This window comes from Candidatus Tisiphia endosymbiont of Hybos culiciformis, assembly GCF_964030975.1.
Lineage (GTDB): Bacteria > Pseudomonadota > Alphaproteobacteria > Rickettsiales > Rickettsiaceae > Tisiphia.
This window is the reverse complement of sequence record NZ_CAXIQH010000001.1, coordinates 1,893,049-1,918,176: the sequence shown is the minus strand read 5'-3', so window position 1 is coordinate 1,918,176 and position 25,128 is coordinate 1,893,049. Positions and strand designations below refer to the sequence as shown.

The following is a 25,128-nucleotide window of genomic DNA, read 5'->3' as shown; positions in this document are numbered from 1 at the left end:
GTATGTTAGTTGATAAAAAGGATGCTGTGAATAATAGAAAGTTAACTGGTGGTAAGAAGATACGGGCGGCGAGAAAGAATATAGAGCTTGCTAGCAACCGTACTTTAGAAGAAGGAATAGAAGTATTAAAGTCTGTATCCTATACTAAGTTCGACTCTACTTTGGAAGTGGTAATGAAACTAGGAGTAGATCCTAAACACTCGGATCAAATGGTACGCGGTGTTGTAGCATTGCCAGCTGGTACCGGTAAAGTTAGTAGAGTTGCAGTGATTTGTAAGGATGAACAGATAGAAGAAGCTAAAGCAGCTGGGGCAGATATTGCTGGTTCTACAGAAATTATTGATGATATTAAAGCTGGAAAAATTAATTTTGACGTTTGCATTGCAACACCAAATATGATGTCAGTAATAGGTACGGTGGCAAGAATTCTTGGTCCAAAGGGCTTAATGCCAAATCCAAAACTTGGCACGGTAACTACAGATATCGTAACGGCAATTAAAAATGCCAAAAGTGGTCAAGTAGAGTATAGAGTTGAAAAGGCTGGTATTATTCATGCTGGAGTTGGAAAATTATCATTTTCCAAACAAGATTTACTAAATAATGCATCAACCTTGATATCTGCTGTAGTTAAAGCAAAGCCTTCTGGTGCTAAAGGAAATTATTTAAAAGCAATATATCTATCTTCTACTATGGGTCCATCAGTAAAAATAGATTTAGCAAGTATATCGTAAAACACGACAAGGAGAGTTAAGGTGTTAAGATCAGAGAAACATGAGTTTGTCGTAGAACTTGAAGGAGTGTATCAGCGGTCAAACTCCGTGATAATTACTCATTATCATGGACTTACTGTTAGTCAAGTGACTACGCTACGTAGGTCTCTTAAAGCAAAAAATGTGGGGTTCAAAGTAGTTAAAAATACTTTGTCAAAAATAGCCGCTAATAAGGTTGGTATTGATAATATTGCCCATTTGCTTGCTGGTCCTACAGCACTAGCATATTCTGAAGACCTTGTTGAAGCTGCAAAGCTTATCGTAGAATTTGCTAAAACTAATGAATGTTTAAAAATAGTTGGTGGGTTAGTAAATAATCAGGTATTAGATGCAAATTCTGTACAACAACTGGCAAAATTACCTTCATTAGATGAGCTTAGAGGCAAAATTATTGGGGTTCTACAAGCACCTGCAACTAAAATTGCAGGAGTTATACAAGCTCCGGCATCTGGGCTTGCTAGAGTTTTGCAAGCTTATGCAGATAAAAGTTAATTTAATAAAAAAGTTTTAAAAGGAAGAAATTTATGACAGACCTAGTAAAAATTGTAGATCAATTATCAACTCTTACAGTAATTCAAGCAGCAGAGCTTTCAAAAATGCTAGAAGAAAAATGGGGGGTAACAGCTGCAGCTCCTGTAGCAGTAGCTGCAGCTCCTGCCGCATCAGAAGCAGTAGCTGAAAAGACAGCGTTTGAAGTTGTTTTAGTTAGTAGTGGTGACAAGAAAATAGAAGTCATTAAGGTAACTAGAGAACTTACTGGTCTTGGCTTAAAAGAAGCTAAAGAGTTAGTTGATGCTGCCCCAAAAACGATTAAATCTGGTGTAAATAAAGAAGAAGCTGAAAGCTTTAAAGAAAAATTAGAAGCAGCTGGAGCAAAAGTTGAATTAAAATAATTTCCATAATATCAATTATTTTATGAAAATTATAGGTTAATTCTATTGGATCCGATTATACTCTTTTGTTTTGAAGAATTGCTTCTGTGGGTCGTTTGTTGGTAACTTTTTAAAGCAGAAGGGTATACGAATCAAAGATTTTAGAAACCTTCACAAAGCCTCAATCTAGGTTTGTATTATTGATAATGGGAATGAACTTGTTGTGTGATATTCTATTTTGCTTGAGAGTTGTGGTACTAAATATATTTTTGTGCCTGCAGAAACTATTGCATTTTATATGCTCAAATGATGTGAAGAATGGGGGCAATAAACAAGGGGTAAGCGAGTGGAGTGTACAAAACTTTGTTTCGCATGTGAAAACCCCACAAATATTTGCAGGAGCCAATTCTTTAGAGCAGCAGAGTATACAAAAATATAAACAAAAAGCTATTAAACTTCTAAGGCAGATTTTTTCTGCCATGGGAGAATTTTGTATTTGTTTATACGCCTTACGTATGGCATTTAAAAGTCATATGGAAAGCAGCTTGGTATCATCATTGCGAGGAGCCACTTTGGCAGCTATGAAGCAATCTAGAAAACTTATAATTGGATTGTTTCGTTGTACTTTCTGCACTCCTCGCAATGACGTCTTGTACTTTTCTACAATTTTTAAGTTGCCATGGGTTATGTGTAAGGTGAGCTATTTATCCAGAATTCTGAATCAGCTGAAGATTCACAACAGATTTGTGCATTTTAGGTTCACAGAACCTATTAATCCACATTATATTTTTACATTAAAAAATTTATTCATATTGTTTAGCGAAAATAAAAATAATTTGAGAAAAATAATTTGAGATTGTGCTTGAATAATTTAAAGCTTGAATAATTTAAAGAATTGGTTCCGTAAAACTACAAACTATGCAAATATTTTTATTTCGAATGTGCATATGTCAGACTTCCTTCTTGTTTTATGTTCCAATTCTTCAAATCATTCGAGTATACATTACTTCTAAATCGAGTTCTTTAAGTGGCTTTTTGCTTGGTTTCAAAACAAAGATTATTAAAAGCTATAATTTTTATCAAAAATATGACAAAAACTTTGTTCACAGCAACAAGTCTATTTTTTTCAAGATTACAGCCGAGTTACCAATTATATATATTGGCAATTCGTGTTAAGATATAGAAATTAATCGGGAGATTATATGACAACGCAGTCCTTATCAATTGGTAAACGCATAAGAAAGAATTTTGGTCACATAAATTTGGTGGCATCTATACCAAATTTGATTGAAGTTCAGAAAAATTCTTATGAAAAAGGTTTCTTACAATTTGGCGTTAAAGACTTTGAGCGAGAAAACAAAGGATTACAATCAGTATTAAGTTCAATCTTTCCGATTCATGATCCCTCTAATATTGCCTATTTAGAATTTGCTAAATATGAATTTGATAACCCTAAATATGATGTTGAAGAATGTACTCAAAGGGGTCTTAGTTATGCTGCTCCCCTTAAAGTCACATTGCGATTAAGTATTTGGGATATTGATGAAGATACTGGAGCAAGAGAAATCAAAGGCATTAAAGAACAAGAAGTTTATATGGGGGATATTCCCCTAATGACCAAAAATGGTACCTTTATTATTAATGGTACAGAAAGGGTAGTAGTATCACAGATGCATAGGTCGCCTGGTGTATTCTTCTATCATGATGAGGGTAAAGTTCACTCTTCAGGGAAGTTTTTGTATTCTGCTAGGGTTATACCCTATAGAGGTTCATGGCTAGATTTTGAATTTGATGCTAAAGATATTCTGTACTTTAGAATAGATAGGAAGAGAAAGCTTTATGCTACTACTCTTCTTAGAGCTATTGGAATGTCTACCGATGAAATTATAAAATTCTACTATGATACGGTAACCTGTTTTACTAAAAATGCATGCTGGGCAACAAAGTTTATACCTGAGTCTATAACTGCTCATAGGTTAGTTAATGACTTAGTGGATGCGGATACTGGAAATATCATACTTGCATCTGGTCAAAAGATTACCCCTCGTTTGGCTAAGAAATTTGCTAAAGATGGGGTACAAAATATTTTGGTAGAACGTGAATATTTAGTAGGCAAATATTTATCACATGATCTTATTAATCCGGATAATGGTGAGGTGTTGGCTGCCATTGGTGAAATGATCACAATAGATATGTTAGATTCTATTAGGACTCTTGGAATTTTGTCTGTCGACGTACTTGCTATAAATACACAATCAGGTCCTTACATAAGAAATACCTTATTTGCTGATAAAAGCCAAAATTATGAATCAGCATTGATAGACATATTTAGGGTATTAAGACCAGGAGAACCGGCTAACATTGAAGCTGCTAAGATACTATTTAATAATTTGTTCTTTGAGCCTGAAAGATATGATCTTTCGGAAGTTGGTCGTATTAAAATGAATTCAAGATTGGAACTTAATATACCAGAATCTACAGCTATTTTAACTATTGAAGATATCAAACATATACTTAAAGTTTTAGTAGATCTAAAAGATGGTAAAGGTTCGATAGATGATATTGATCACCTTGGTAATAGAAGAGTTAGGTCAGTTGGTGAACTAATTGAGAATCAATTTCGGATTGGTCTTGTTCGTATGGAGAAATCAGTACTTGAAAGAATGTCTGTAGTTGATCTTGATGCGGTTATGCCTCATGATTTAGTAAATTCAAAAGTTTTAGTTTCTGTAGTAAAAGAATTTTTTAGTACTTCACAACTTTCTCAGTTTATGGATCAAACTAATCCATTATCAGAAATAACTCATAAAAGAAGATTGTCAGCTTTAGGGCCTGGTGGAATTAGTAGGGAGAGAGCTGGATTTGAAGTAAGGGACGTTCACCCTACCCATTATGGACGTATTTGTCCAATTGAAACACCAGAAGGACAGAATATAGGTCTGATTAATTCCATGGCTACTTATGCTAGGGTTAATAAACATGGTTTCATTGAAACCCCTTATCGAAAAGTCGTAGATGGTCATGTAACTGATGAAGTTGTTTACTTGTCAGCGATTGAAGAAGGGAAATATAAAATTGCTCAGGCTAATGCGGTTACCAATAAAAAAGGTTTGTTACAGGAAGAGTTAATTAATTGCCGGATTGATGGTGGTAATTTTGTTATGGTTACCCCTGCAGAAATAGATTATATTGATGTTACTCCGATGCAGGTTGTTTCTGTTGCTGCATCACTTATTCCATTTTTGGAAAATGATGATGCTAATAGAGCATTGATGGGATCAAACATGCAACGTCAGGCTGTACCACTTATTAGAAGTGATGCACCTTTAGTTGGTACTGGTATTGAAGGAATTGTTGCACAAGATTCTGGAGTTTCAGTTGTAGCCTTACATGATGGAATAGTAGAGCAAGTTGATTCAACTAGAATAGTAGTAAGGACTAAGGAGCAGAAAACAGATGGTTCCCCTGGTGTAGATATTTATAATTTATTGAAATTTCAAAGATCTAACCATAATACTTGTATTAATCAAAAACCATTAATTAAAGTTGGTGATTATGTAGTAAAAGGTGAAGTCATTGCTGATGGACCAAGTACGGATAATGGGGAGATAGCTCTTGGTAGGAATGTTCTAGTAGCTTTTTTACCATGGAGTGGTTATAATTTTGAAGATTCGATTTTAATATCAGAACGTATTGTAAAAGATGATGTTTATACTTCAATTCATATTGAAGAATTTGAAATAATTGCTCGAGATACCAGGCTTGGTCCTGAGGAAATTACTCGTGATATTCCAAATGTTAGTGATGAAAGTTTACGTCATCTTGACGAAGTAGGTATAGTATATGTTGGTGCCGAAGTAAAACCGAGCGATATTTTAGTGGGTAAGGTTACCCCTAAAAGTGAGTCACCTATGACTCCAGAAGAGAAATTACTCCGAGCTATTTTTGGAGAAAAGGCTTCGGATGTTCGGGATTCCTCTTTACGTGTTCCTTCTGGAATCGCTGGTACAGTGGTAGAGGTACGGGTATTTTCTCGTAGGGGAGTAGAAAAAGATGAGCGTGCTATAGCTATTGAAAAACAACAAATTGAAAAATTATCAAAAGATAGAGATGATGAGCTTCGAATCATAGAGCATTTTGTTTTTATGCGTTTAGAGAAGATTCTAACAGGACAAATGGTTGTTAGCGGCCCTAAAACCGTAAAATCCGGTCAATTAATTAGTGATCAAACCCTTAAATCATTATCAAAAGGACAGTTTTGGCAGCTGATTGTTGAAGATGCTAATGTAATGAATGAAATTGAACAAATTAAACGTCATTATGATGAAAAGAAAGACAGGCTTAACAAGCGTTTTTCTAGCAAAGTAGAAAAATTACAAAGTGGTGATGACTTACCACAAGGGGCTCTTAAAGTTGTAAAAGTATTTATTGCGACTAAACATAAGCTGCAGCCTGGGGATAAAATGGCAGGAAGACATGGGAATAAAGGTGTTATCTCTCGTATTATGCCAGAAGAAGATATGCCATTTTTAGAAGATGGTACAGTAGTTGATATAGTTCTTAATCCACTTGGTTTACCTTCACGGATGAATATAGGACAGATTTTAGAGACCCATCTTGGTTGGGCAGCAGTAAATCTTGGTAAGAAAATATCTTCTATGTTGGAGCAAGTTCATAATAATAAGATTGATATAGAAGAGCTGAAATCTTTTGTATCGAAGGTATATGGAGATAATTCAACAACAAAAGATATAAAGAAAATGTCCAATGAAGAAATTATGGCATTTTGTAATAATATCGGTAAGGGGGTATATTTTTCAACTCCGGTTTTTGATGGTGCAAAAGTTGAGAATGTAAAAGAAATGCTAACTATGGCAGATCAAGACCCATCCGGTCAAATTAAGTTAATTGACGGTAGAACAGGAGAGTATTTTGATCGATCCGTTACGGTTGGCTATAAATATTTCCTAAAACTACACCATTTGGCTGATGATAAAATCCATGCTCGTTCTATCGGTCCTTATAGTTTGGTAACTCAGCAACCATTAGGTGGTAAATCGCATTTTGGTGGTCAGAGATTTGGTGAGATGGAATGCTGGGGCTTGCAAGCTTATGGTGCTGCTTATACGTTACAAGAAATGTTAACTGTAAAATCGGACGATGTGGTGGGTAGAATTAAAATTTATGAATCGATTGTCCGAGGTGATAATAATTTTGAATCTGGTATTCCTGAATCGTTTAACGTGATGATCAAAGAGTTTAGATCCTTATGTTTGAACGTAAAACTTGAAGATACTACAACAGATGATTAGTTTCGAGGGAGTAATATACTCCCTGCATAAGTCTAAATATTGCAAAAATAATGAAGGCAGCTATTAGTGTAACATAAAAATCTGCTATATTTATAGATATAACCGAATTTGGAATAACTTGTTATAACTAATCCGGGAAGGTTCTTGATATACTAGGCGTCATTGCGAGGAGGCGTGAGCCGGACGAAGCAATCCTGTTTTGTGTTAACCTTGCGAAAGCAGGTATCCTAGATTCCCGCCGTTGCTAAGAATGACAACTTACAATTGCTTCGTTGCCTAAAGTGGCTCCTCGCTAATAGCGAGGAAGCTCTATAGAACTTTAACGGGTTAGCTATATATCGAATCCAGGCTAAACTAGAGCTGATAAAATTTTTTAAGGAAGAATCTTTATGACAACAGGAATGACAAATTTTTATGGGCAATTAAGCAGTACTCAGCAATTTGATCAAATAAGAATTAATATTGCTAGTCCTGATCAAGTGCGTTCATGGTCTTTTGGTGAAGTGATGAAACCTGAGACGATAAATTATCGTACGTTCAAGCCAGAGAAAGAAGGGTTATTCTGTGCTAGGATTTTTGGACCAGTGAAAGACTATGAGTGTCTTTGTGGCAAATACAAACGTATGAAATATCGTGGCATTACTTGTGAGAAATGCGGTGTTGAAGTTACTACATCTAGAGTTCGTAGAGAAAGAATGGGGCATATTGAACTAGCAGCACCAGTTGCTCATATATGGTTCTTGAAATCTTTACCATCAAGGATTAGTACGTTGCTAGATATGACTATGAAAGATCTAGAAAAAATTCTGTATTTTGAAAGTTATGTTGTCGTTGATCCTGGGTTATCTGCTCTACAGAGAGGGGAACTTCTCTCGGAAGATGGTTTGCAAAAAGCACAAGATGAGTATGGAGAAGATAATTTTACTGCTTCTATTGGGGCAGAAGTAGTTCGTCAGATGCTTTCAGAGCTTGATTTACCTGAATTAAAGAAGAAGTTGCAAGAGGATTTATCAAGTACATCTTCAGAAATAAAAAAGAAGAAGATTATCAAAAGACTTAAGTTAGTAGAAGATTTTCTTGAATCTGAGAATAAGGCGGAATGGATGATTATGACCGTCCTGCCAATTATTCCACCTGAGATTAGACCATTAGTTATGCTTGATGGAGGAAGATTTGCAACTTCCGATCTTAACGAACTTTATAGAAGAGTTATCAATAGAAATAATAGATTAAAAAGACTACTGGAACTAAAAGCACCGGATATTATCATTAGAAATGAAAAAAGGATGTTGCAAGAATCAGTAGATGCCTTATTTGATAATGGTCGTCGTGGTAAAGTAGTGAAAAATACTAATAAGCGTCCATTTAAGTCACTTAGTGACATGTTAAAAGGTAAACAAGGTAGGCTTCGTCAGAATTTGCTGGGTAAAAGGGTAGATTATTCTGGTCGTTCCGTTATCGTTGTTGGACCAGAGCTTAAGCTGCATCAGTGTGGTTTACCAAAGACCATGGCGTTGGAATTATTTAAGCCATTTATTTATTCAAAGCTTGAATTACATGGAATTGCTACCACTATAAAAGCTGCTAAAAAAATGGTTGAAGCTGAAAAACCAGAAGTATGGGATATTTTAGAAGAAGTTATACGTGAACACCCGGTATTGCTGAATAGAGCACCAACTTTGCACCGTTTAGGTATCCAGGCTTTTGAACCTTTACTGATAGAAGGCAAAGCTATCCAGCTCCATCCCTTAGTATGTGCTGCGTTCAATGCTGATTTTGATGGTGATCAGATGGCAGTGCATATCCCTCTTTCAATCGAGGCACAGCTTGAAGCAAGGGTACTCATGATGTCAACAAACAACATATTGAGTCCTGCAAATGGTCGTCCGATTATCGTGCCTGATAAGGATATAGTACTTGGTCTTTATTATTTAACCATGGTTTTTGACAATGAGCCTGGTGAAGGAATGGTATTTGCTAACATGTCGGAGGTTGAACATGCTTTATATAATAAGGTAATAACTATTCACTCAAAGATAAAATTTCGCCGCAATATGCTTAATGTTGAAGGGGAAGTTGTATCAACTATGGTGGATACTACCCTTGGTAGATTAATTATCGGAGAGTTATTACCCCATAATTATAATGTTGGGTTTAAGTTTGTAAATAAAGCCATGACTAAAAAGGATATATCTGCGGTAATTGATTTAGTGTATCGTCATTGTGGTCAAAAGGCTACGGTAATTTTTGCTGATCACCTAATGAAACTTGGATTTAAATATGCTTGTTCCTCGGGTATTTCTTTTGGTATGGACGATATGGTTGTACCAAAATCAAAAGATAATCATATTAATGCAACATTGACCGAGGTCAAAGAGTTTGAACAACAATATTCTGATGGTCTGATTACCTATGGTGAAAAATACAATAAAGTAATTGATTCTTGGACTAGATGTACTGACAAAGTAGCGAATGATATGATGAAAGAAATTGCTATGATGCAGGTTAATGATAAGCCTAATCATCAGAAAGTAAATTCTATATATATGATGGCTACTTCAGGAGCAAGAGGATCGGCAGCACAGATTAAGCAGTTAGCCGGTATGCGTGGTTTGATGACTAAACCATCAGGTGAGATTATTGACATTCCTATTATTTCTAATTTCCGTGAAGGTCTTACTGTTCTTGAATATTTTAATTCCACACATGGTGCACGTAAAGGTCTGGCGGATACAGCATTGAAAACAGCTAATTCTGGATATTTAACCCGTAGATTAGTTGATGTTGCTCAAGATTGCATAATTACCGATGAAGATTGCCAAACTATAAAAGGCATAGAAGTTAGAAGTATTATTGATGGTGGTGAAGTTATTGTATCACTAGCAGAGCAAATCTTAGGCAGAACAGTGGCGATTAATGTCTATCACCCTGTTACTAATGCTTTATTACTATCAGATGGTGAATTAATTAACGAAGCAAAATTAGAAGAAATCGAATCTTCTGGTTTAGATGCGGTGTTAGTACGATCTGTTTTAACATGTGAGATTGCTGATGGAATATGTGTAAAATGTTATGGTAGAGATCTAGCTACTGGTTCCTTAGTTTCAGTAGGAGAAGCAATCGGAGTGATTGCTGCCCAATCAATTGGTGAGCCAGGTACTCAGCTAACCATGAGAACTTTCCATATTGGAGGAGCTGCGACAAAAGGTGCAGAAATATCTTCAATAGAAGCCTCTCATGATGCAAGAGTAAAGATTCTAGGGCGTAATGTGGTTGTTGATTCCGAAGGTCGTAAGATCGTAATGGGTCGTTCATGTGAATTGTTATTATTGGATAGTAACAATAATGAGAAAGCAAGGCATAAAGTGCCGTATGGTGCAAGATTAATAGCTGATGATTCAGATAAGGTAAACAAGGCACAAAAATTAGTAGAGTGGGATCCATATACTATTCCGATTATTACCGAGAAATCTGGTAAGGTTGTATTCAGAGATATGGTAGAAGGGGTATCAATTCGTGATATTACTGATGAAGCAACTGGTATTTCTAGCAAAGTCATAGTTGAATCAAAACAATATTTACGTGGAGCAGAGCTACGTCCTCGTATCCAATTAGTTGATGAGAATGGGGAAACTATTATGTTATCCAATGGTTTAGAGGCTAGATACTATATACCAGTAAATGCTATTTTGAGTGTTGAAGATGGTGCTAAGGTATCGGTAGGTGATATTTTAGCACGTATTCCAAGGGAATCAACTAAAACCAAGGATATTACTGGTGGTCTTCCAAGGGTAGCTGAGCTTGTTGAGGCCAGACGTCCAAAAGATCATGCCGTTATTGCAGAAATAGATGGTAGGGTTGAATTTGGTAAAGACTATAAGTCAAAAAGGCGTATTGTTATTCAACCAACTGAAGGCGGTATGCCAATTGAGTATATGGTACCAAAAGGCAAGCATGTTGTTGTTAATGAAGGTGATTTTGTTAAAAAAGGCGATATGTTAATTGATGGCAATCCAGTGCTACAAGATATTCTAAAAGTAATGGGAGTGGAGGCTCTTACAAGTTATATGGTTGGAGAAATTCAAGCAGTATACCGGTTACAGGGTGTAAAAATTGACGATAAACATATCGAAGTAATAATCCGTCAGATGCTACAAAAAGTAGAGGTAACCCATTCTGGCGATACGACATTAATGGTTGATGAGAAGATAGATCATCGTGAATTTGCCGAAATTAATGAAAAAGCTATCAAGAATGGTTTAAGACCGGCGGAAGCCCAGCCAGTCCTACAAGGTATTACTAAGGCATCGTTGCAAACTAGATCATTTATTTCTGCTGCTTCTTTCCAAGAAACAACAAGAGTTTTAACGGAATCTGCTATAGCTGGAAGAGTTGATAAGTTACGTGGACTGAAAGAAAATGTCATAGTTGGTAGATTAGTACCGGCAGGAACAGGTTTCTACATGAATAGGATGCGTAAACTTGCAGCTAGGTTAGATCAAGATGAGGTTAATTATCAAAAAACTTTAGATTAGTTAACCTATCTTTTAAAAGCAGATTTACCAAATGACTAGGGGACGTCGGAAATAACTAATTAATTCTATATTTGGCTCTACCAAATTGTTGCTTGAGATTATAATTATTAATTATTTGCATAATAACTGATGATTAAGTTTCTAGTAATTAGTCTCCCCGTCAAAAGTCTAGAAGGATAATATATAATATGGTTAGCGGGTAAAAATATCTAGATAATCCATAAGAAAATGCTATAATATTGGCAGAAACCTTATGGATTGTATGAATTATGCCGATAGAAGATATAATAAAATCCCAAAAACAAGGACAGCTTTTTGGTTATAAATTGACCGAAGAATTAAACCCTAATAACAAGTTATATAAATTAAGATCGTTAATAAATTGGACTGTTTTAGAGGAATGGTTATTGACAAATGTTAATATCAAGAAATTTGGTAGGAATCGCAGATGTCACAGGTTATTACTTGGAGTAACTATGCTGCAAGCGATGTATAACCTGTCAGATGCTGCAGCTGAAGAAGAGCTGAGAGAGAACGTATATTGGCAATATTTTTGTGGTTGGGAATATTTGCAGAAAGATGCTGAGATATCAGAAGCTAGTATACGAAGGTTTCGTGCTATATTAGGGGAAGAAGGATATAATGAGATATTAAAAGAATTAACAAGAATTGGTTGCAAAGTCGGAGTGCTTAAAAAAAAAGACTTAGCATCGATAATCGTTGATACTACAGTACAAATTAAGAATATTAAGTATCCTCATGATGTGTATTTGATGGATAAGGCAAGAATAGAGCTAGTAAAGTTATGTCATACTTTAGGCATTAAGTTACATGAGACATATGCCAAGCAATATAAAAAAGACATAGTAAAATTATGGAAATATAAGGATAATAGTAAAGCCAAAAAACGTAAGAAGGTAATGCAACATTTAAAGATATTGCTGGGTCGTTTAATAAGAATATGTCAGCGAGAAATAGCAAAAACAAAGTTAAGTTTGTCATTAAAGCAGCAAGAAATACTAAATAAGATTAAAAAGATTCAGGCACAATCTATACTGAGTAAAGCAGAGAAAGAGCGATATAAGGAGGATAATAAAGTATTATATAGTTTTCACGCACCGGAGGTAGAGTGCATAGGTAAAGGGAAATTAAACAAACCCTATGAGTTTGGTAACAAGGTTTCGATAGCAGTAAGTGGTCGAGGTAATTTTGTATTAGCGGCCAAATCATTTCATGGCAATCCATATGATGGTCATACATTATCGCAGACTGTAGAGGTTGTAAAGAAATTAACAGGAGTGGGAATAGCCAGGACATTTGTTGATTTAGGCTATAAGGGGAATAATTTTAAAGAAAAAGACAAGGTGTATAGCCCATATTGCAAGAAGAAGCTATCCTCAGATGATAAGGCAATGATCAAGAGAAGAAGTGCTATAGAGCCGATAATAGGACACCTTAAGCATTATGGTAGAGTTGGCAGAAATTACTTAAAAGGAGTAATAGGAGATATAATAAATCCGTTAATTTCCGCTGTAGGATTGAACTTACGGTGTATTGCTAATCACCTGCTCAAAACAAATTTTTCTACATAAAAATTAGCAAATAAAGAAAATTAATCAAACGATTACAAAATCGTTAACAAAACGTCATGCAAAAATTTTCTAAAAATCATCTTTTTATATCAAAAAATTACATCAGAACAATTAAACTCTAAAATTTTATACAAAAATTTTTTGCTAAGGTGCTAATTTTTGAATTTTTTGCACTTTTGACGGGGAGACTCTCTTCAAATTTGATCATCAAATGAGCCATAGCTTCATTCCAGTTGGGAATAGGCATAGTCCATTTTTTGGTCATATAGTCAATTGTCAAATATAAGCTTTTAAAAACAGCACTATCACTAGGGAAAACACGCTTATTATTTGTTACTTTACGCAATTGACTATTAACAGATTCAACTGAATTAGTGGTATAAATTACCTTTCTAATTGCCTCTGGACATCCTAGAAAAATCATTAAATTATCCCAATGATTATACCATGATTTGGCAATTTGTGGATATTGTTTATTCCATTTTTCTTCAAAAGATACTAAAGCTAAATGTGCTTGTTCTTCCGTTACTGCAGTATATATCGGCTTTAAATCGCTAGCCACCTGCTTCCTATCTTTATATGATACGTATTTTAAACTATTTCTAATCTGATGTACAATACATAATTGATGTTCTGTTTTTGGATAAACTGCTTCTATCGCCTCAGACATACCAGTAAGATTATCACTACAGGCAATCAGTATATCCTTTAATCCTCTATTTTTCATTTCAGTAAAATTACCAAGCCAAAATTTTGCCCCTTCATTTTCACTGTTCCATAATCCCAATATATCTTTTCTACCAGATAAATCAATCCCTAATGCAACATATATTGCCTTGTTAATTATCCTTTTGTCTTGCCTAACTTTTACTACTAAACAATCAAAAAATACTATCGGATATATCTCTTCTAACGGTCTACTCTGCCAAGCTTTTACATCATCCATTAACATCATCGGTGATCTGACTGATTAAGCTCTCACTTATTTCAACACTATACAACTCTTGTAATTGAACCTTAATATCAGATACACTCATACCTTTAGCATATAATGATAAGACTTTATCATCAAAACGTATACTTGCAGCAAAACTGCATAACTCTATCTAATTTTTTTGTTAGTATAAAATTTATTTTATACATTTGGGTTCCTACTATGCAAATACCATCAATTACTGTTGAGCAAGTAGCTCAGCAATTTAAAGCCTGGCGTCAAACTAAAACTAACAAGTTTGATCCCATACCAAACCATCTAAAGGAATTAGTTCGCCAGCTACTCCATCACTATTCTTGCAAAGATATAGCCAAACATCTCAATATTAATAAAACAATAATTAGTTCAATTCAACAAGCCCATCAACCTTCCCTCAAAACTTCTCCTACCTCAACTTCAAATAAAGTTCTACAACACGATATTAATTTTCTCCCATTTCAACTAGTAAATTCTATAGATACTGATCCTGTGGCTACTCCCAAACAAAATTACTACACTTGCCACATTATTAAGCCAAATGGTACCAAGCTTATTATTCAAACACTAGAGCTAAAAACCATAATTCAAACATTTCTATGCTGCAACTAACCCCTCAGTCAGTTATTTTTGTTGCCACTATTGCCATCGACTTTCGTAAGGGTATCGATGGTTTAATAGCTGTTTGCAGACAAAAACTTTCTTCCAACCCTCTTAATGGTTCCTTGTTTTTATTCTATAATAAAAACAGAACTGCCATTAAAATTTTGTCCTTTGACGGTCAAGGCTTTTGGTTATGCTCTAAACGCCTATCCAAAGGTAAATTTACGGCAAAACTTTCCCCATCTGATAATTCATCTTATCAGATTTGTTATAGAACCTTACACATTCTTATTCATAATGGCGATCCTAGTTCTGCCAAACTCTCCAATGATTGGCTTCCTGTCATTTAAGCTGCCGTCTCGATTAATTCCGTATTATTTATATATCTTGCATAGGCAAAAGGCGTATAATCCTCAGGATGCTTCTTTGCTTTGCTACTCTGCTCTTGCAGCCAATTTAAATATTTAAAGGCATTGATTTCATTCTCACTACAAGTCTTTACTATACTATACAGACCACTATGTATCTCAGCACTATTGATTGTTTTAAAGAATAATGAATTCTTCCTTTGTAAAATAATGGTACGTAGTGACCTCTCAGCCCAATTATTATCAAGACTGCTAACTGGAATTTTCAAAAATTGCGTCAAACCTTCTTTATTATTTAACCAATATTTCATAGCTTGCCCAAACCTACTATTAGGCTCAACTTTCTTGTCGTTAAATAATTCATCTATTTTGTTATATATATTTTCTATATATTTACTGCTATGTTCCTGATGGTACTTCAGCTTCTCCTCAAGGCTCATCTCTTTACATTGATGTTCATTATGGTAAATCCCAGCAGTCTGTTTGAGAAAATATCCGCATTCTTCAGGGTAATATGGTTCATTCTCTGTAAATTTTCTCTGCCCATGTGACAAACAATTGATCATCACTATTATTGCCAGTAATTCTTTATCTGCTTCTGATAATACCGGGTTATTATTGTTACTTGCATCAGTCATTAAATGAATAGAATCAGTTCTATTCTTACGATTCTTTAGTATGTTACCAATATTCTCCCCGCCATGCTTATTACCGGTAAAATATAAAACTATCACCTCATTATTGGCAGTCTTAGCACATATAGTAGTGGTATAACAGCTGCGTCCTTTCTTATTTTGAGCTCGTAATTTTTTATTGGCTACAGTAATTTCTAAAATTCTAGCTCTAGTATCATCAAGGTTCAGTGAACTACATTCGGCAGCCATTTCTAATAATACCCTGTAAATTTCAGCTCCACCATCTTCTTGCCAAACATCTAAATATTGTTGCCACAGAGTGCTATATGATACAGGAACCCCGCTTAAACTTTGCAACCTAGATAAACGATAGAAGGGAGTACCGTAGGTCTTTTGTAACACTATTGCACTTTTGCTACTATTTGTCCATTTGTTGATATTCTTATTGTTCATAACTGTATAATCGCAAGCATTACAGCGTAACGTTTTCTTTACATATCTGTTGACTGTAATTGGAGCATTACCTGTAAATTGTAGCAATTTTCTAGCTTCACTATTATAGAGTTTACCATTATCACAGTGAGGACAGCTATCACCACTACAAAAATTCTCAGGAGATAAATAGCTGGTATTCGCATCCTGATAATCATCAAATCCATATTTACCTTGCCAATTACTGCGATCTCTCTTCTTGGACTCATCGTACTCTTCTTCATTACCACCATTCTTATTATCAGATTCACTCGGTGGTTCTTTTAATGAATCTGAACTATCTTTTTTATGTTATCTGCCTTAAAACCAATCATCATCTCCTTAAGCTTATTTATACTGATGTTTGATGATGCTAGCTTGTCTATTAGTTCGTTACAAAATTTCACAAGTTCTATCACCGCTTGCTGATCATCTCCTGTTAATGAATTTGCCTTAATATGCTGGATTAGTTCTTCTCGTTCCTCAGCACTTAAGGTCGCTACTTTTGGCTTTTTCATTTTGATTCATTCATTACGTTTAATAATTGAAATGTTATAGTATAACTGATAGTTTTTCAACTAGTTTTTTTATTAATCGGTGATACTTGCATAGTAGGAACCCAAATTTATAAAATAAATTCATACTATAGCACTTAACATATGGATTCAAATAAGTTATAATGATAAATAATAAAAAAATTATATAATAGAAATATGGCATCCCCCTACAGTTACGATTTACGTTCTAGAGTTATAGAACATTATGAGAAATATAAGAAAGTAGCACTTACATGCGAAACCTTTAAAATTAGTCGGTCAATAATCTATGATTGGATTAGATTAAAGAAACAAACTGGAGATATAAAGTCAAAGGAGGGATACCAGAAAGGATATGGTCATAAAATCCCTGATTTATCGGAGTTGCGTCATTTAGTAGAAAAGGGTAACTCGTTAACGCTTACAGAAATAGCAAAAGAATTAGATAATGTTGCAAGTATAATGACTATCAGCCGAGCTTTAAAGAAACTCAACATTACTCGAAAAAAAAGACATATGCGTATAAAGAAAGAGATGAAGGAAAGCGACAAGATTTTCTCAGTGAATTAGAAAAAGTGCCGATAGAGAGACGTGTTTATCTTGATGAAGCGGGCATAAATGATAATGAATCATATGAATATGGATGGTCAATGAAAGGAAGTCGTTGTAATGGGAGTAAATCGGGAAAACGTAGTGAAAGAACAAGTTTTATTGGTGCGTTAAATCAGAATAGTTTAATCGCATCACTAGTCTTTACTGGGAGCTGTGATAGTAAGGTATTTGAAGCTTATATAGAAAATTGCCTTGTGCCGGAGCTAAAGCCTGGACAGGTTGTCATTGCTGATAATGCAAGCTTTCATAAATCCAAAAGGGCTAAAGAATTAATTGAAAAAGCTGGCTGCAAACTAAAATTTTTACCACCTTATTCCCCTGATTTAAATCCTATTGAACATCATTGGTTTCCGATAAAAAATAACATTAGAAAATTATTAGATAAAGGTATTTCTGTATTTGAGGCAAGTTGTAGAACGTTTAAAATAATGTATGAACCTATATGTTAAGTGCTATACCAAAAAAATTTAATAGAGTTATGCAGTTTTGCTGCAAGTATACGAAGGAGGAGATGACATAAGGAAGCATTCTTAAGCCTATCCTTATGGCGAAGACGACACCAAGCCAGAGCAAAAGATTGTCACTTTAAAGATGAAGAAAGAACCCGTACACTGTATGCGAAAAGTTTACGACTGTAGTACTAGCTCCCTGCATTCGCAGGGGTGACAGGGTGTTAAGGGTGACACTAAGTTGGGCAGGGATGACAGGGTATTAGGGATGACACATTTATTTTTTTACTAGAATTTTTGCTCTATCAGTGATAATTTCATCAACAAGCCCAAATGATTTGGCTACTTCAGGATCCATGAAATTATCGCGTTCCATACTTTTTTCGATAGTCTCTAGTTCTTGCCCTGTATGCTTGACATATATGAGATTAAGCATTTTTTTTAGTTTCATGGTTTCTTTGGCATGAATTTCTATATCTGTAGCCTGCCCTTGGTAACCGCCTGACGGTTGATGGATCATTATACGACTATGCGGCAAGGAATAACGCATACCTTTCTCCCCAGCAGTAAGCAATAGAGACCCCGCAGAGCAAGCCTGACCTATGCAAAGAGTAGAAATTTTAGGTTTAATATACTGCATAGTATCATAAATTGCTAAACCAGAAGTTACAACACCACCAGGAGAATTAATATACATAGAAATATCTTTTTCTGGATTTTCTGCCTCCAGGAATAGTAATTGTGCAACCACTACATTTGCCATATAATCTTCAATTTGACCACAAACAAAAACGATACGTTCCTTTAATAATCTAGAATAGATATCATAGGCTCTTTCTCCTCTAGAGGTTTGTTCAATTACCATTGGTACGTATGTCATTCAATTTTTTCCTAAATTTATTGATAAAAAATTTGGTAGGGTAACCAACCTACTGCTGTGCTAGCAAGTTCTTATAATATCTATTTAAGACTTTTACACCAAAAACCCAAACTACACAAACAATAATAAACACCACCATGAGAAAACCTGCTAGGTCATTATGTACAGCATTTGGAAAAATACTAAAAGAAACAAACTGAATAATTGCTCCAGCAGATTTTCCTATTTTGCCACCAAGTACATCTACAGCAGCTTTTCCCTTAGTTTTCATCTCGCTATCAAGAGGGATATAGACCATTTCTTTAGTAAAATCAAAAAGCGAATATTTTATCCCTTTTCCTAAAACATGCCACAAACCGCCTATAAAAACAATTATCATTAATGGAGAAATGTGACTAAGACCAGTCATAATTGCCAATAAAGGTTTTTCCAATACGACGAAGGTGAAAAACATTGCTCCTGATAGTAACATTACAACGGGAGTAAGTACAGCTCCCCAAAACCAACCACAAGTTCTAACTAAACTACTACCTAGAAAAGCACAAATTAAAGTAAATACCCCAGTCCAAAAAAACACCTCACCACTGTAAGATATAAACGCCTGGGTAGTGGGATATAACTCCTTTGTTTTGGACATCCATAACCCTTCAATTAAGTTGATTGACATGGAATATGAAACCATTAATACACAAATAATTCCTAAATATTTCGATGTAAGAATTATTCTGCTACTCTCAATTAACCCTAGTTTTAGTATATCAGTTCTTTTATTTTTATATCTAATATTTTTAGTAGTTTCTATAATTTTCAATTCAACGAATCTATGTAAACCCAAACAGATCAGTCCAGATATTATGATAATTACCATGAATGATTTTAGAAGTATTTCTGTTTGGTCATTAAGATGAGAAAATAGAGGTATCAAAAAGTGATGACCTTTGGCAAAATATACAATTACACTGCCAGATATTAGTAAATTAGTTTGACCAAATAAGGAGAAAAACGAATAAAATCTTGGAGCTTCTTCAGTAGTGGTAATCTTATTAGCAAGTTGCCAGTATAATAGTGTACATACAATCATTGGCCATAATTCCCCCATTATATAAAATAACACAATACTCCATTGCCCCCAAATGATGATAAACCATTTTAAATGCGGAAGTGTAGTAACATAATATTCTATTACTTGAGGGTCTGGATGAAAATATTCCCGGTATGGAAACAAAACAAAGGTAAATAATAGGAAGAATCCCAAGAAAAAAGATAATATGATCCTGAACGCTTGCTCAGTTGTCATAATATTACAAAGTTTAGAATAAATGATAACAAATAAAATGCCCATAGGCATCTCGCCCCAAAGTTTTATAAAGCTTAAAACTTCCGAACTAATTAATGTTATTACCAAACTATCTTTGATACTACGTACTAGATTCTGGTTAAGGAGAATAAAGAATATTAGTAAAGCCATAGGCACAAACTTTACTAACTCGTTAGATCTAATAGGCCAAACAACGTGTCTAAATTTACTATTTCTAGCTCTATTCCACATAGTGACAGAAGAATCTACTGCATCCATTTAATACTCATGCTCATTTTCAAGCAACCTAAACTATTACAAAACCCCTGTCAAGTGGTTTGTCATTTAATAAAATTATAAATTTAAAAATATTAGTTTTAAAACAAGGTAAAATTACAATTATTAGGTTATGGGTTCTATTTAGCTCTCCTTCGCAACATAGACTGCATTGTGAATTATTATACAGAAATGTCCTTACTGCTCCCTTTTGAATATATGTAGGAAGTCTAATGTTCTAGATAGCTTCTCCGTCTATTAGCGAGGAGCCGCTTTGCGGTGATGAAGCAATTTAATGAATGTTGCCACTACACTCACGTACTCTCGCTAATAAACTGAATAATAATCTGGTTAGCTATAGATTAGTTTTTTTTGAGTTATTTTATAAAAAATGGTTCCTATTTTCTTATATTTAGATCATAATCCGTCACTGTTGTTCGTGGAAAAAGATCAAGAAGTAATAATAAATGACTATTGACAAAAATATACCAAATTATCTGACGATAGCTCGTATAGTGGTTATTCCAATTATTGTAATGACCTTTTATTTAGATAGTTCTAAACTTGCTCATAGAATTGCAGCGATATTATTTATTCTAGCTAGTATTACTGATTTTTTTGATGGTTATCTTGCTAGGAAGTTTGATTTGGTATCAGGATTTGGCAAAATGTTTGATCCAATAGCTGATAAATTATTAGTAGGTTGTGTAATTATAATGTTGGTAAAAAAAGGAGTTGCAGGAGAGATACCATGCTTATTAATTTTGGCTCGTGAATTTTTGGTGGCTGGGTTACGTGAATTTTTAGCTTTAATTCAAGTAAGTATTCCTGTATCTAGATTAGCTAAGATTAAAACATTTACCCAAATGTTTGCTTTGTCAGTATTAATTCTTGGTTCTAAAGGGTCTGGTATAATTTATATGGATTTAATAGGACAAATAGCTTTATGGGTTGCTGCACTTTTGACTGTCATAACAGGATACTCATATTTGCAGGCTTGCAGTAAATATTTTTAGACAAGTTAGGTTGTTGTGAACAAATTAACCCCTAAAAAAAATGTTATTGTTAGTTTGTTTTCTTCCTTCTAGATAAATTATTTGTTACAATAGAAAAATTAAATTTATTGACATAAAAGTAACTTAGCGTAGCATGAAAAATATGATATATAACTAAGCATAGGTGTTAATGAACCTAGATGTTTCAGATATTACACAGAGCCTAGAGGATTTTGTGTAATTTTCAACTATTAGTTTATTGGTTTATGAAAGGGCAAAATTCACCATATCTAGATAAGTTAAGAAAAAATTTATTCAAGATATTTACCTTAATTTTTATAGTGTATAGCACAATTATAATTTCATTATATCAATATTATAATGATAAAGTTGAGGTAAAAAAAACACAAATTCTACAAACCCAGTATGATAAAATATTAGAGGTAAGCATGAATAAACTTTCTTCTTTAGCATATTACTTATCTAGCAATATTCAGGACAAAAACATTTCAATTAACAGTACTAGTAGTGAAATTGAGATATGTAATGAAGCACTACAATGTAAAAATTATAATATTTTCCTTTTTGGGGAATCATTAAATCGGAATATTCCTGAATTCATTAATTACAAGATAGAACTCAATAAAAATTTTCTTTATTCAAATATTAAGATACAAAATTATCAAATGGATAAAATATACCATATTAATGATTCTCACCAACTTAACATTAGTTTGGCAATTAATAGTGTATTTTGGCATAAAGTAGAAACAGATATCAAAAGATCTTTTTGGATATTAACTGCATCTATTATAGCTAATATGCTATTGTTATATGTTCTCTTAAAAATATCATTTAACAGTTTCAGTAAATCCTATGCATTACATTATCAAGATGAATATGCTGCAGAATTAGAGCAACTCAAGTTTGAACATCAGCAGGAATTAAAACACTGTGAAATCTCTCTAATGAAAAAGATTTGGAATAATGATTTTAATAAACAAAAAGATTTGGAAATTAATTGTTTATTTGCTCAAGAAGCTAATCAAATATCATTGATAGATAATAATTCCAATAATCAAGAAGATATGCTCAAGGATTATAGGTTAAAAAACTTTGGTGATAAAGTACCTTGCTCTATAGTGTTGTACCAAGAAAATAAAATAGAAGAAATTGATACCACTAAATTAGTTGATTTATTTATTGATAGATTTAATCAGGAAGACGAGAATATATCGTTTGAAATTTCTAGTAAAGCAAAAATATTATATTTTGCTTCTAATGCAGCATTGTATCAAATCATTTATAGTGTTATTAGCTATATATTCTTTTTGTTAAGAAAACAGCCTTTTGTCACCAAGCATAATATTAGATTAACTATTAATAGTATAAAGCAAAAGATGGTACTACATTTTGAATATGATGGTTACCCTATAATGACAGCACAAGAGCTACTAAAAACGTCAAATAATTTTTTCAAAACCCATGCTAACCCTTTTTTACTTAACCTAAGCCAAGTATTTAATATATTACAAGTGAATGGTTATAACTATCAAGTAAGTCATAACCAAAGTAATGTTATAGAGATATACTCAAATGATTTGAAGAATTGGGACAACCAACAAGAAGAAAACGTCATTCTACTAAACTCTTTAATTAAGAGAAAAAAATGAATAAATATTTTTTGTTACTTATGATGTTAATTATGGTCAATGATTCATTTGCCCAGGAGCAAATATCTAATATGATTACACCAGTTAGCTATTTTGTAAATCATGAAAAACATCTTAAAATACTCAATAATAGATTAAGTAAATATAGACAAGCAAGTATAGTAGGTACTAGCGGTATTGGCAAAACGCAATTTGTTAGAATGTATGCTTATAATAATAAGGCTGATTACGATATTATTTGGTTTTTTGATTGTAATCTTGAGCTTAATGATGAATTTGTCAAGTTAGCCAAACAGCTTAATAGTATCAAAAATGCTAACATATCTGAAAAGGCTAATTTAGCAAAGAAAGAAGTAATATCATATTTAACTCATAATAATAAGTGGTTATTAATATTTGATAACCTAAAAATTAATGAGAATAAAAAAATTCAAGATTTTATTGATTGGGAGAATAATGGAAATATAATATTTTGTTCGCAAGATAGAGAGAGGTTACCTAACACTGTAGAAATGATTTTATTTGATAAAGATACTACCACTGCTTTAGCTAATAATTTATTAGAGAATAAAGACAAAAATGATATTGAATTTTTGATAAAAGCATCCAATGGTTACCCTATATTGATAGTTCAAGGTACTCAATTATTGAATAAGATCAAGGGCTTAGATAGAGAAGAATATAAGAATAAAGTTTATCACTCAGTTGATAAAATAACAACAAATATTAATATGGTTATAAAGGAATTAAATCCTAGTGCGGTAAAATTACTTAATAAAATAGCTTTACTAAATAATCAGAATTTCTCGAAACAATTACTTAGTGTTATTACTGATAATAAAGATACTCTAGATGATGATATATACCAATTATCTAAGTTCATACTGATTAGCAATATTGATCCTAACCAAGATAATCCTATTTTTGAAATGCATGATATTATTGCTAATAAAATAATGGAGCTAAATGGAGATAAAGACAATAAAGTGTATTTAGAAGATATTATTTTAAAACTACCTAAACCTAAAAATTCGGTGCTGTCGATACATTTATGGAGAGCATCAAAGACTATACGTGAAAATTTGGAGATTATTTTCAAAAATTCTGAAAAATATAATATTGGCATATATGCAATGCTTAATTTAAGAGCTGATTTGTTTTCTTTATGTATAAATGATAAAAATATATGTAAAGCAAAAGAAATGATGGATTGGTTCCAACAAAAAAATGAGGAAGGTAACTTTAAGCTTTGGAAAATGTCCGAACATCAAAAATATCATTACGCTAGATATTTGGGAGTAATAGGAGCATATAATAGAATGTCATTAGCAAATTTTGAAGTAGCTATTTCCTATCTTACTAAATCATTGAAAATTTTAGATGATCTTAATGATTGTGCTGCCTTAAAATTTAATTTTAACTCACAACTATCTCAATCTCAAGCATCTTTAGGCAATATAAAAATTACCGAAGAACTCCTTGGAAAAATGCAAGAGTTATTTAAACAAGGAGTACAAACATCTGATGTATTTTTAATATATTCTTTAAAGGCAAGCTTATTTTTTATCCAAGGAAGATATAATGAGGCTTTATCTTACATCGATAAAAATATTGAGGTACTTACAAAAAACGGATTATGCACTAATAATAGATATCTTACTGCACCTTATCTACTTAGGGCGGCAATATTAAACTATCTTGGCAGATATCAAGAATCCTATGTTCAAATTAAACAATTATGTGACATGCATCATTTGCAAATTGAAGGTGTCACTTATACTTCCAAGCAAGTGGCAAGAATTTACACGCAATTGGCAAGAAGTGAATTGGGGCAGGGTAAGATGGATAAATGTCTAGATCACATTAATAAAGCTATAGTCATGTATTTAGCAAAGAGTAGAGATATTGTGGATACAAATTATTATGAAAATCCAGATCTAGCAGCTAGTTATGTAGTACAAGGTGAGATTTTGTTTGCTCAAGATAATGTTAAAGAAGCAATAGCATCTTATAAAAAAGCTTATGCTATATATTATCATTTATATAAAGATAATCGTCAAAATATTGCACAAGTTAGTTACTTATATAGTCAGGGAGCTAAGGCTGCATGTAAAGCAAAAGATATATATAATTATAAATTCTTTGGTAAGCCTCAAGTTAAAGAGTTCGGCATACATCACCTTAATACTGTCGCCATGGTTGAATATTGTAAACAATATGACATGGATTTATGGACAAAGAAAAATTAAGATCTATAGCTAATCCGATAATAAATTATATCA

18 protein-coding genes and 1 pseudogene are annotated in these 25,128 nt (G+C 33.4%); 13 read left to right on the top strand and 6 right to left on the bottom strand.

What is annotated here, in order from left to right:
• Positions 1-2 precede the first annotated feature (2 nt).
• From rplA to ACQH2P_RS10320, 7 genes are all read left to right on the top strand, one after another.
• Positions 3-731 (top strand): 50S ribosomal protein L1, encoded by a 729-nt coding sequence (gene rplA, locus ACQH2P_RS10350; protein ID WP_425364016.1) that lies wholly within the window; start codon positions 3-5, stop codon positions 729-731.
• Between the two features lie 21 nt (positions 732-752).
• Positions 753-1,262: a 50S ribosomal protein L10 gene (gene rplJ / locus ACQH2P_RS10345; RefSeq protein ID WP_425364015.1), complete on the top strand. Its 510-nt coding sequence runs from the start codon at positions 753-755 to the stop codon at positions 1,260-1,262.
• A 32-nt stretch (positions 1,263-1,294) separates the two neighbouring features.
• Positions 1,295-1,663 (top strand): 50S ribosomal protein L7/L12, encoded by a 369-nt coding sequence (rplL, locus tag ACQH2P_RS10340; protein WP_250312032.1) that lies wholly within the window; start codon positions 1,295-1,297, stop codon positions 1,661-1,663.
• 230 nt (positions 1,664-1,893) lie between these two features.
• On the top strand, positions 1,894-2,496 hold the full coding sequence (locus tag ACQH2P_RS10335) for a hypothetical protein (RefSeq protein WP_425364014.1): 603 nt from the start codon (positions 1,894-1,896) through the stop codon (positions 2,494-2,496).
• A gap of 348 nt (positions 2,497-2,844) precedes the next feature.
• Positions 2,845-6,954: a DNA-directed RNA polymerase subunit beta gene (gene rpoB / locus ACQH2P_RS10330; RefSeq protein WP_425364013.1), complete on the top strand. Its 4,110-nt coding sequence runs from the start codon at positions 2,845-2,847 to the stop codon at positions 6,952-6,954.
• A gap of 401 nt (positions 6,955-7,355) precedes the next feature.
• Positions 7,356-11,489 (top strand): DNA-directed RNA polymerase subunit beta', encoded by a 4,134-nt coding sequence (gene rpoC, locus ACQH2P_RS10325; protein ID WP_425364012.1) that lies wholly within the window; start codon positions 7,356-7,358, stop codon positions 11,487-11,489.
• 269 nt (positions 11,490-11,758) lie between these two features.
• Positions 11,759-13,081 carry an IS5 family transposase gene (locus tag ACQH2P_RS10320; RefSeq protein WP_425362593.1) on the top strand — a complete coding sequence of 441 codons (1,323 nt, stop codon included), beginning with the start codon at positions 11,759-11,761 and terminating at the stop codon, positions 13,079-13,081.
• Positions 13,082-13,274: 193 nt separating this feature from the next.
• Here the strand turns inward: ACQH2P_RS10320 and ACQH2P_RS10315 are convergent.
• A pseudogene (locus ACQH2P_RS10315) lies at positions 13,275-14,151 on the bottom strand (IS256 family transposase); the annotation flags it as partial.
• A gap of 86 nt (positions 14,152-14,237) precedes the next feature.
• Here ACQH2P_RS10315 and ACQH2P_RS10310 point away from each other — a divergent pair.
• Both ACQH2P_RS10310 and tnpB read left to right on the top strand, forming a co-directional pair.
• Positions 14,238-14,663 (top strand): hypothetical protein, encoded by a 426-nt coding sequence (locus ACQH2P_RS10310; protein WP_425362592.1) that lies wholly within the window; start codon positions 14,238-14,240, stop codon positions 14,661-14,663.
• Entirely contained in the window at positions 14,651-15,004 is a 354-nt protein-coding gene (gene tnpB / locus ACQH2P_RS10305) for an IS66 family insertion sequence element accessory protein TnpB (RefSeq protein ID WP_425362591.1), read from the top strand. Before ACQH2P_RS10310 ends, tnpB begins: the two co-directional genes overlap by 13 nt.
• Here the strand turns inward: tnpB and ACQH2P_RS10300 are convergent.
• Genes ACQH2P_RS10300 through ACQH2P_RS10290 form a run of 3 tightly spaced genes read right to left on the bottom strand, consistent with a single transcriptional unit; the run spans position 15,001 to position 16,646 of the window.
• The gene (locus tag ACQH2P_RS10300) at positions 15,001-16,110 is read right to left on the bottom strand and encodes an IS66 family transposase (RefSeq protein WP_425362622.1); all 1,110 of its coding nucleotides are present in this window, start codon (positions 16,108-16,110) and stop codon (positions 15,001-15,003) included. The genes tnpB and ACQH2P_RS10300 overlap by 4 nt on opposite strands.
• 38 nt (positions 16,111-16,148) lie before the next feature.
• On the bottom strand, positions 16,149-16,382 hold the full coding sequence (locus ACQH2P_RS10295) for a hypothetical protein (protein ID WP_425362621.1): 234 nt from the start codon (positions 16,380-16,382) through the stop codon (positions 16,149-16,151).
• Positions 16,383-16,412: 30 nt separating this feature from the next.
• The gene (locus ACQH2P_RS10290) at positions 16,413-16,646 is read right to left on the bottom strand and encodes a hypothetical protein (RefSeq protein ID WP_425362620.1); all 234 of its coding nucleotides are present in this window, start codon (positions 16,644-16,646) and stop codon (positions 16,413-16,415) included.
• A gap of 195 nt (positions 16,647-16,841) precedes the next feature.
• On the opposite strand from ACQH2P_RS10290, the gene ACQH2P_RS10285 reads away from it, so the two are divergent.
• A protein-coding gene (locus tag ACQH2P_RS10285; RefSeq protein ID WP_425362619.1) for an IS630 family transposase occupies positions 16,842-17,725 on the top strand; the annotation gives its coding sequence in 2 pieces (ribosomal slippage) (positions 16,842-17,162 and positions 17,165-17,725; 882 coding nt in all).
• Positions 17,726-18,002: 277 nt separating this feature from the next.
• On the opposite strand, the gene clpP is transcribed toward ACQH2P_RS10285, so the two are convergent.
• The gene (gene clpP / locus ACQH2P_RS10280) at positions 18,003-18,605 is read right to left on the bottom strand and encodes an ATP-dependent Clp endopeptidase proteolytic subunit ClpP (RefSeq protein ID WP_425364011.1); all 603 of its coding nucleotides are present in this window, start codon (positions 18,603-18,605) and stop codon (positions 18,003-18,005) included.
• A gap of 49 nt (positions 18,606-18,654) precedes the next feature.
• Positions 18,655-20,181, bottom strand: coding sequence for an Npt1/Npt2 family nucleotide transporter (locus ACQH2P_RS10275; RefSeq protein ID WP_425364010.1), 1,527 nt, complete (start codon positions 20,179-20,181; stop codon positions 18,655-18,657).
• A 464-nt stretch (positions 20,182-20,645) separates the two neighbouring features.
• On the opposite strand from ACQH2P_RS10275, the gene pgsA reads away from it, so the two are divergent.
• The 3 genes from pgsA to ACQH2P_RS10260 all read left to right on the top strand — a co-directional run bounded on the left by pgsA (position 20,646) and on the right by ACQH2P_RS10260 (position 25,095).
• Entirely contained in the window at positions 20,646-21,194 is a 549-nt protein-coding gene (pgsA, locus tag ACQH2P_RS10270; protein WP_425364009.1) for a CDP-diacylglycerol--glycerol-3-phosphate 3-phosphatidyltransferase, read from the top strand.
• A gap of 245 nt (positions 21,195-21,439) precedes the next feature.
• Positions 21,440-22,846, top strand: coding sequence for a hypothetical protein (locus ACQH2P_RS10265; protein WP_425364008.1), 1,407 nt, complete (start codon positions 21,440-21,442; stop codon positions 22,844-22,846).
• Complete coding sequence (locus tag ACQH2P_RS10260; protein WP_425364007.1) at positions 22,843-25,095, top strand: tetratricopeptide repeat protein; 2,253 nt, start codon at positions 22,843-22,845, stop codon at positions 25,093-25,095. Before ACQH2P_RS10265 ends, ACQH2P_RS10260 begins: the two co-directional genes overlap by 4 nt.
• The last annotated feature ends 33 nt before the right edge of the window (positions 25,096-25,128 follow it).

Coding starts and splice junctions, on each gene's coding strand:
- rplA (WP_425364016.1), top strand. CDS start 3: ATGTTAGTTGATAAAAAGGATGCTGTGAATAATAGAAAGTTAACTGGT.
- rplL (WP_250312032.1), top strand. CDS start 1,295: ATGACAGACCTAGTAAAAATTGTAGATCAATTATCAACTCTTACAGTA.
- rpoB (WP_425364013.1), top strand. CDS start 2,845: ATGACAACGCAGTCCTTATCAATTGGTAAACGCATAAGAAAGAATTTT.
- rpoC (WP_425364012.1), top strand. CDS start 7,356: ATGACAAATTTTTATGGGCAATTAAGCAGTACTCAGCAATTTGATCAA.
- ACQH2P_RS10320 (WP_425362593.1), top strand. CDS start 11,759: ATGCCGATAGAAGATATAATAAAATCCCAAAAACAAGGACAGCTTTTT.
- ACQH2P_RS10310 (WP_425362592.1), top strand. CDS start 14,238: ATGCAAATACCATCAATTACTGTTGAGCAAGTAGCTCAGCAATTTAAA.
- tnpB (WP_425362591.1), top strand. CDS start 14,651: ATGCTGCAACTAACCCCTCAGTCAGTTATTTTTGTTGCCACTATTGCC.
- ACQH2P_RS10300 (WP_425362622.1), bottom strand. CDS start 16,110: ATGAACAATAAGAATATCAACAAATGGACAAATAGTAGCAAAAGTGCA.
- ACQH2P_RS10295 (WP_425362621.1), bottom strand. CDS start 16,382: ATGGTGGTAATGAAGAAGAGTACGATGAGTCCAAGAAGAGAGATCGCA.
- ACQH2P_RS10290 (WP_425362620.1), bottom strand. CDS start 16,646: ATGAAAAAGCCAAAAGTAGCGACCTTAAGTGCTGAGGAACGAGAAGAA.
- clpP (WP_425364011.1), bottom strand. CDS start 18,605: ATGACATACGTACCAATGGTAATTGAACAAACCTCTAGAGGAGAAAGA.
- ACQH2P_RS10275 (WP_425364010.1), bottom strand. CDS start 20,181: ATGGATGCAGTAGATTCTTCTGTCACTATGTGGAATAGAGCTAGAAAT.
- pgsA (WP_425364009.1), top strand. CDS start 20,646: ATGACTATTGACAAAAATATACCAAATTATCTGACGATAGCTCGTATA.
- ACQH2P_RS10265 (WP_425364008.1), top strand. CDS start 21,440: ATGAAAGGGCAAAATTCACCATATCTAGATAAGTTAAGAAAAAATTTA.
- ACQH2P_RS10260 (WP_425364007.1), top strand. CDS start 22,843: ATGAATAAATATTTTTTGTTACTTATGATGTTAATTATGGTCAATGAT.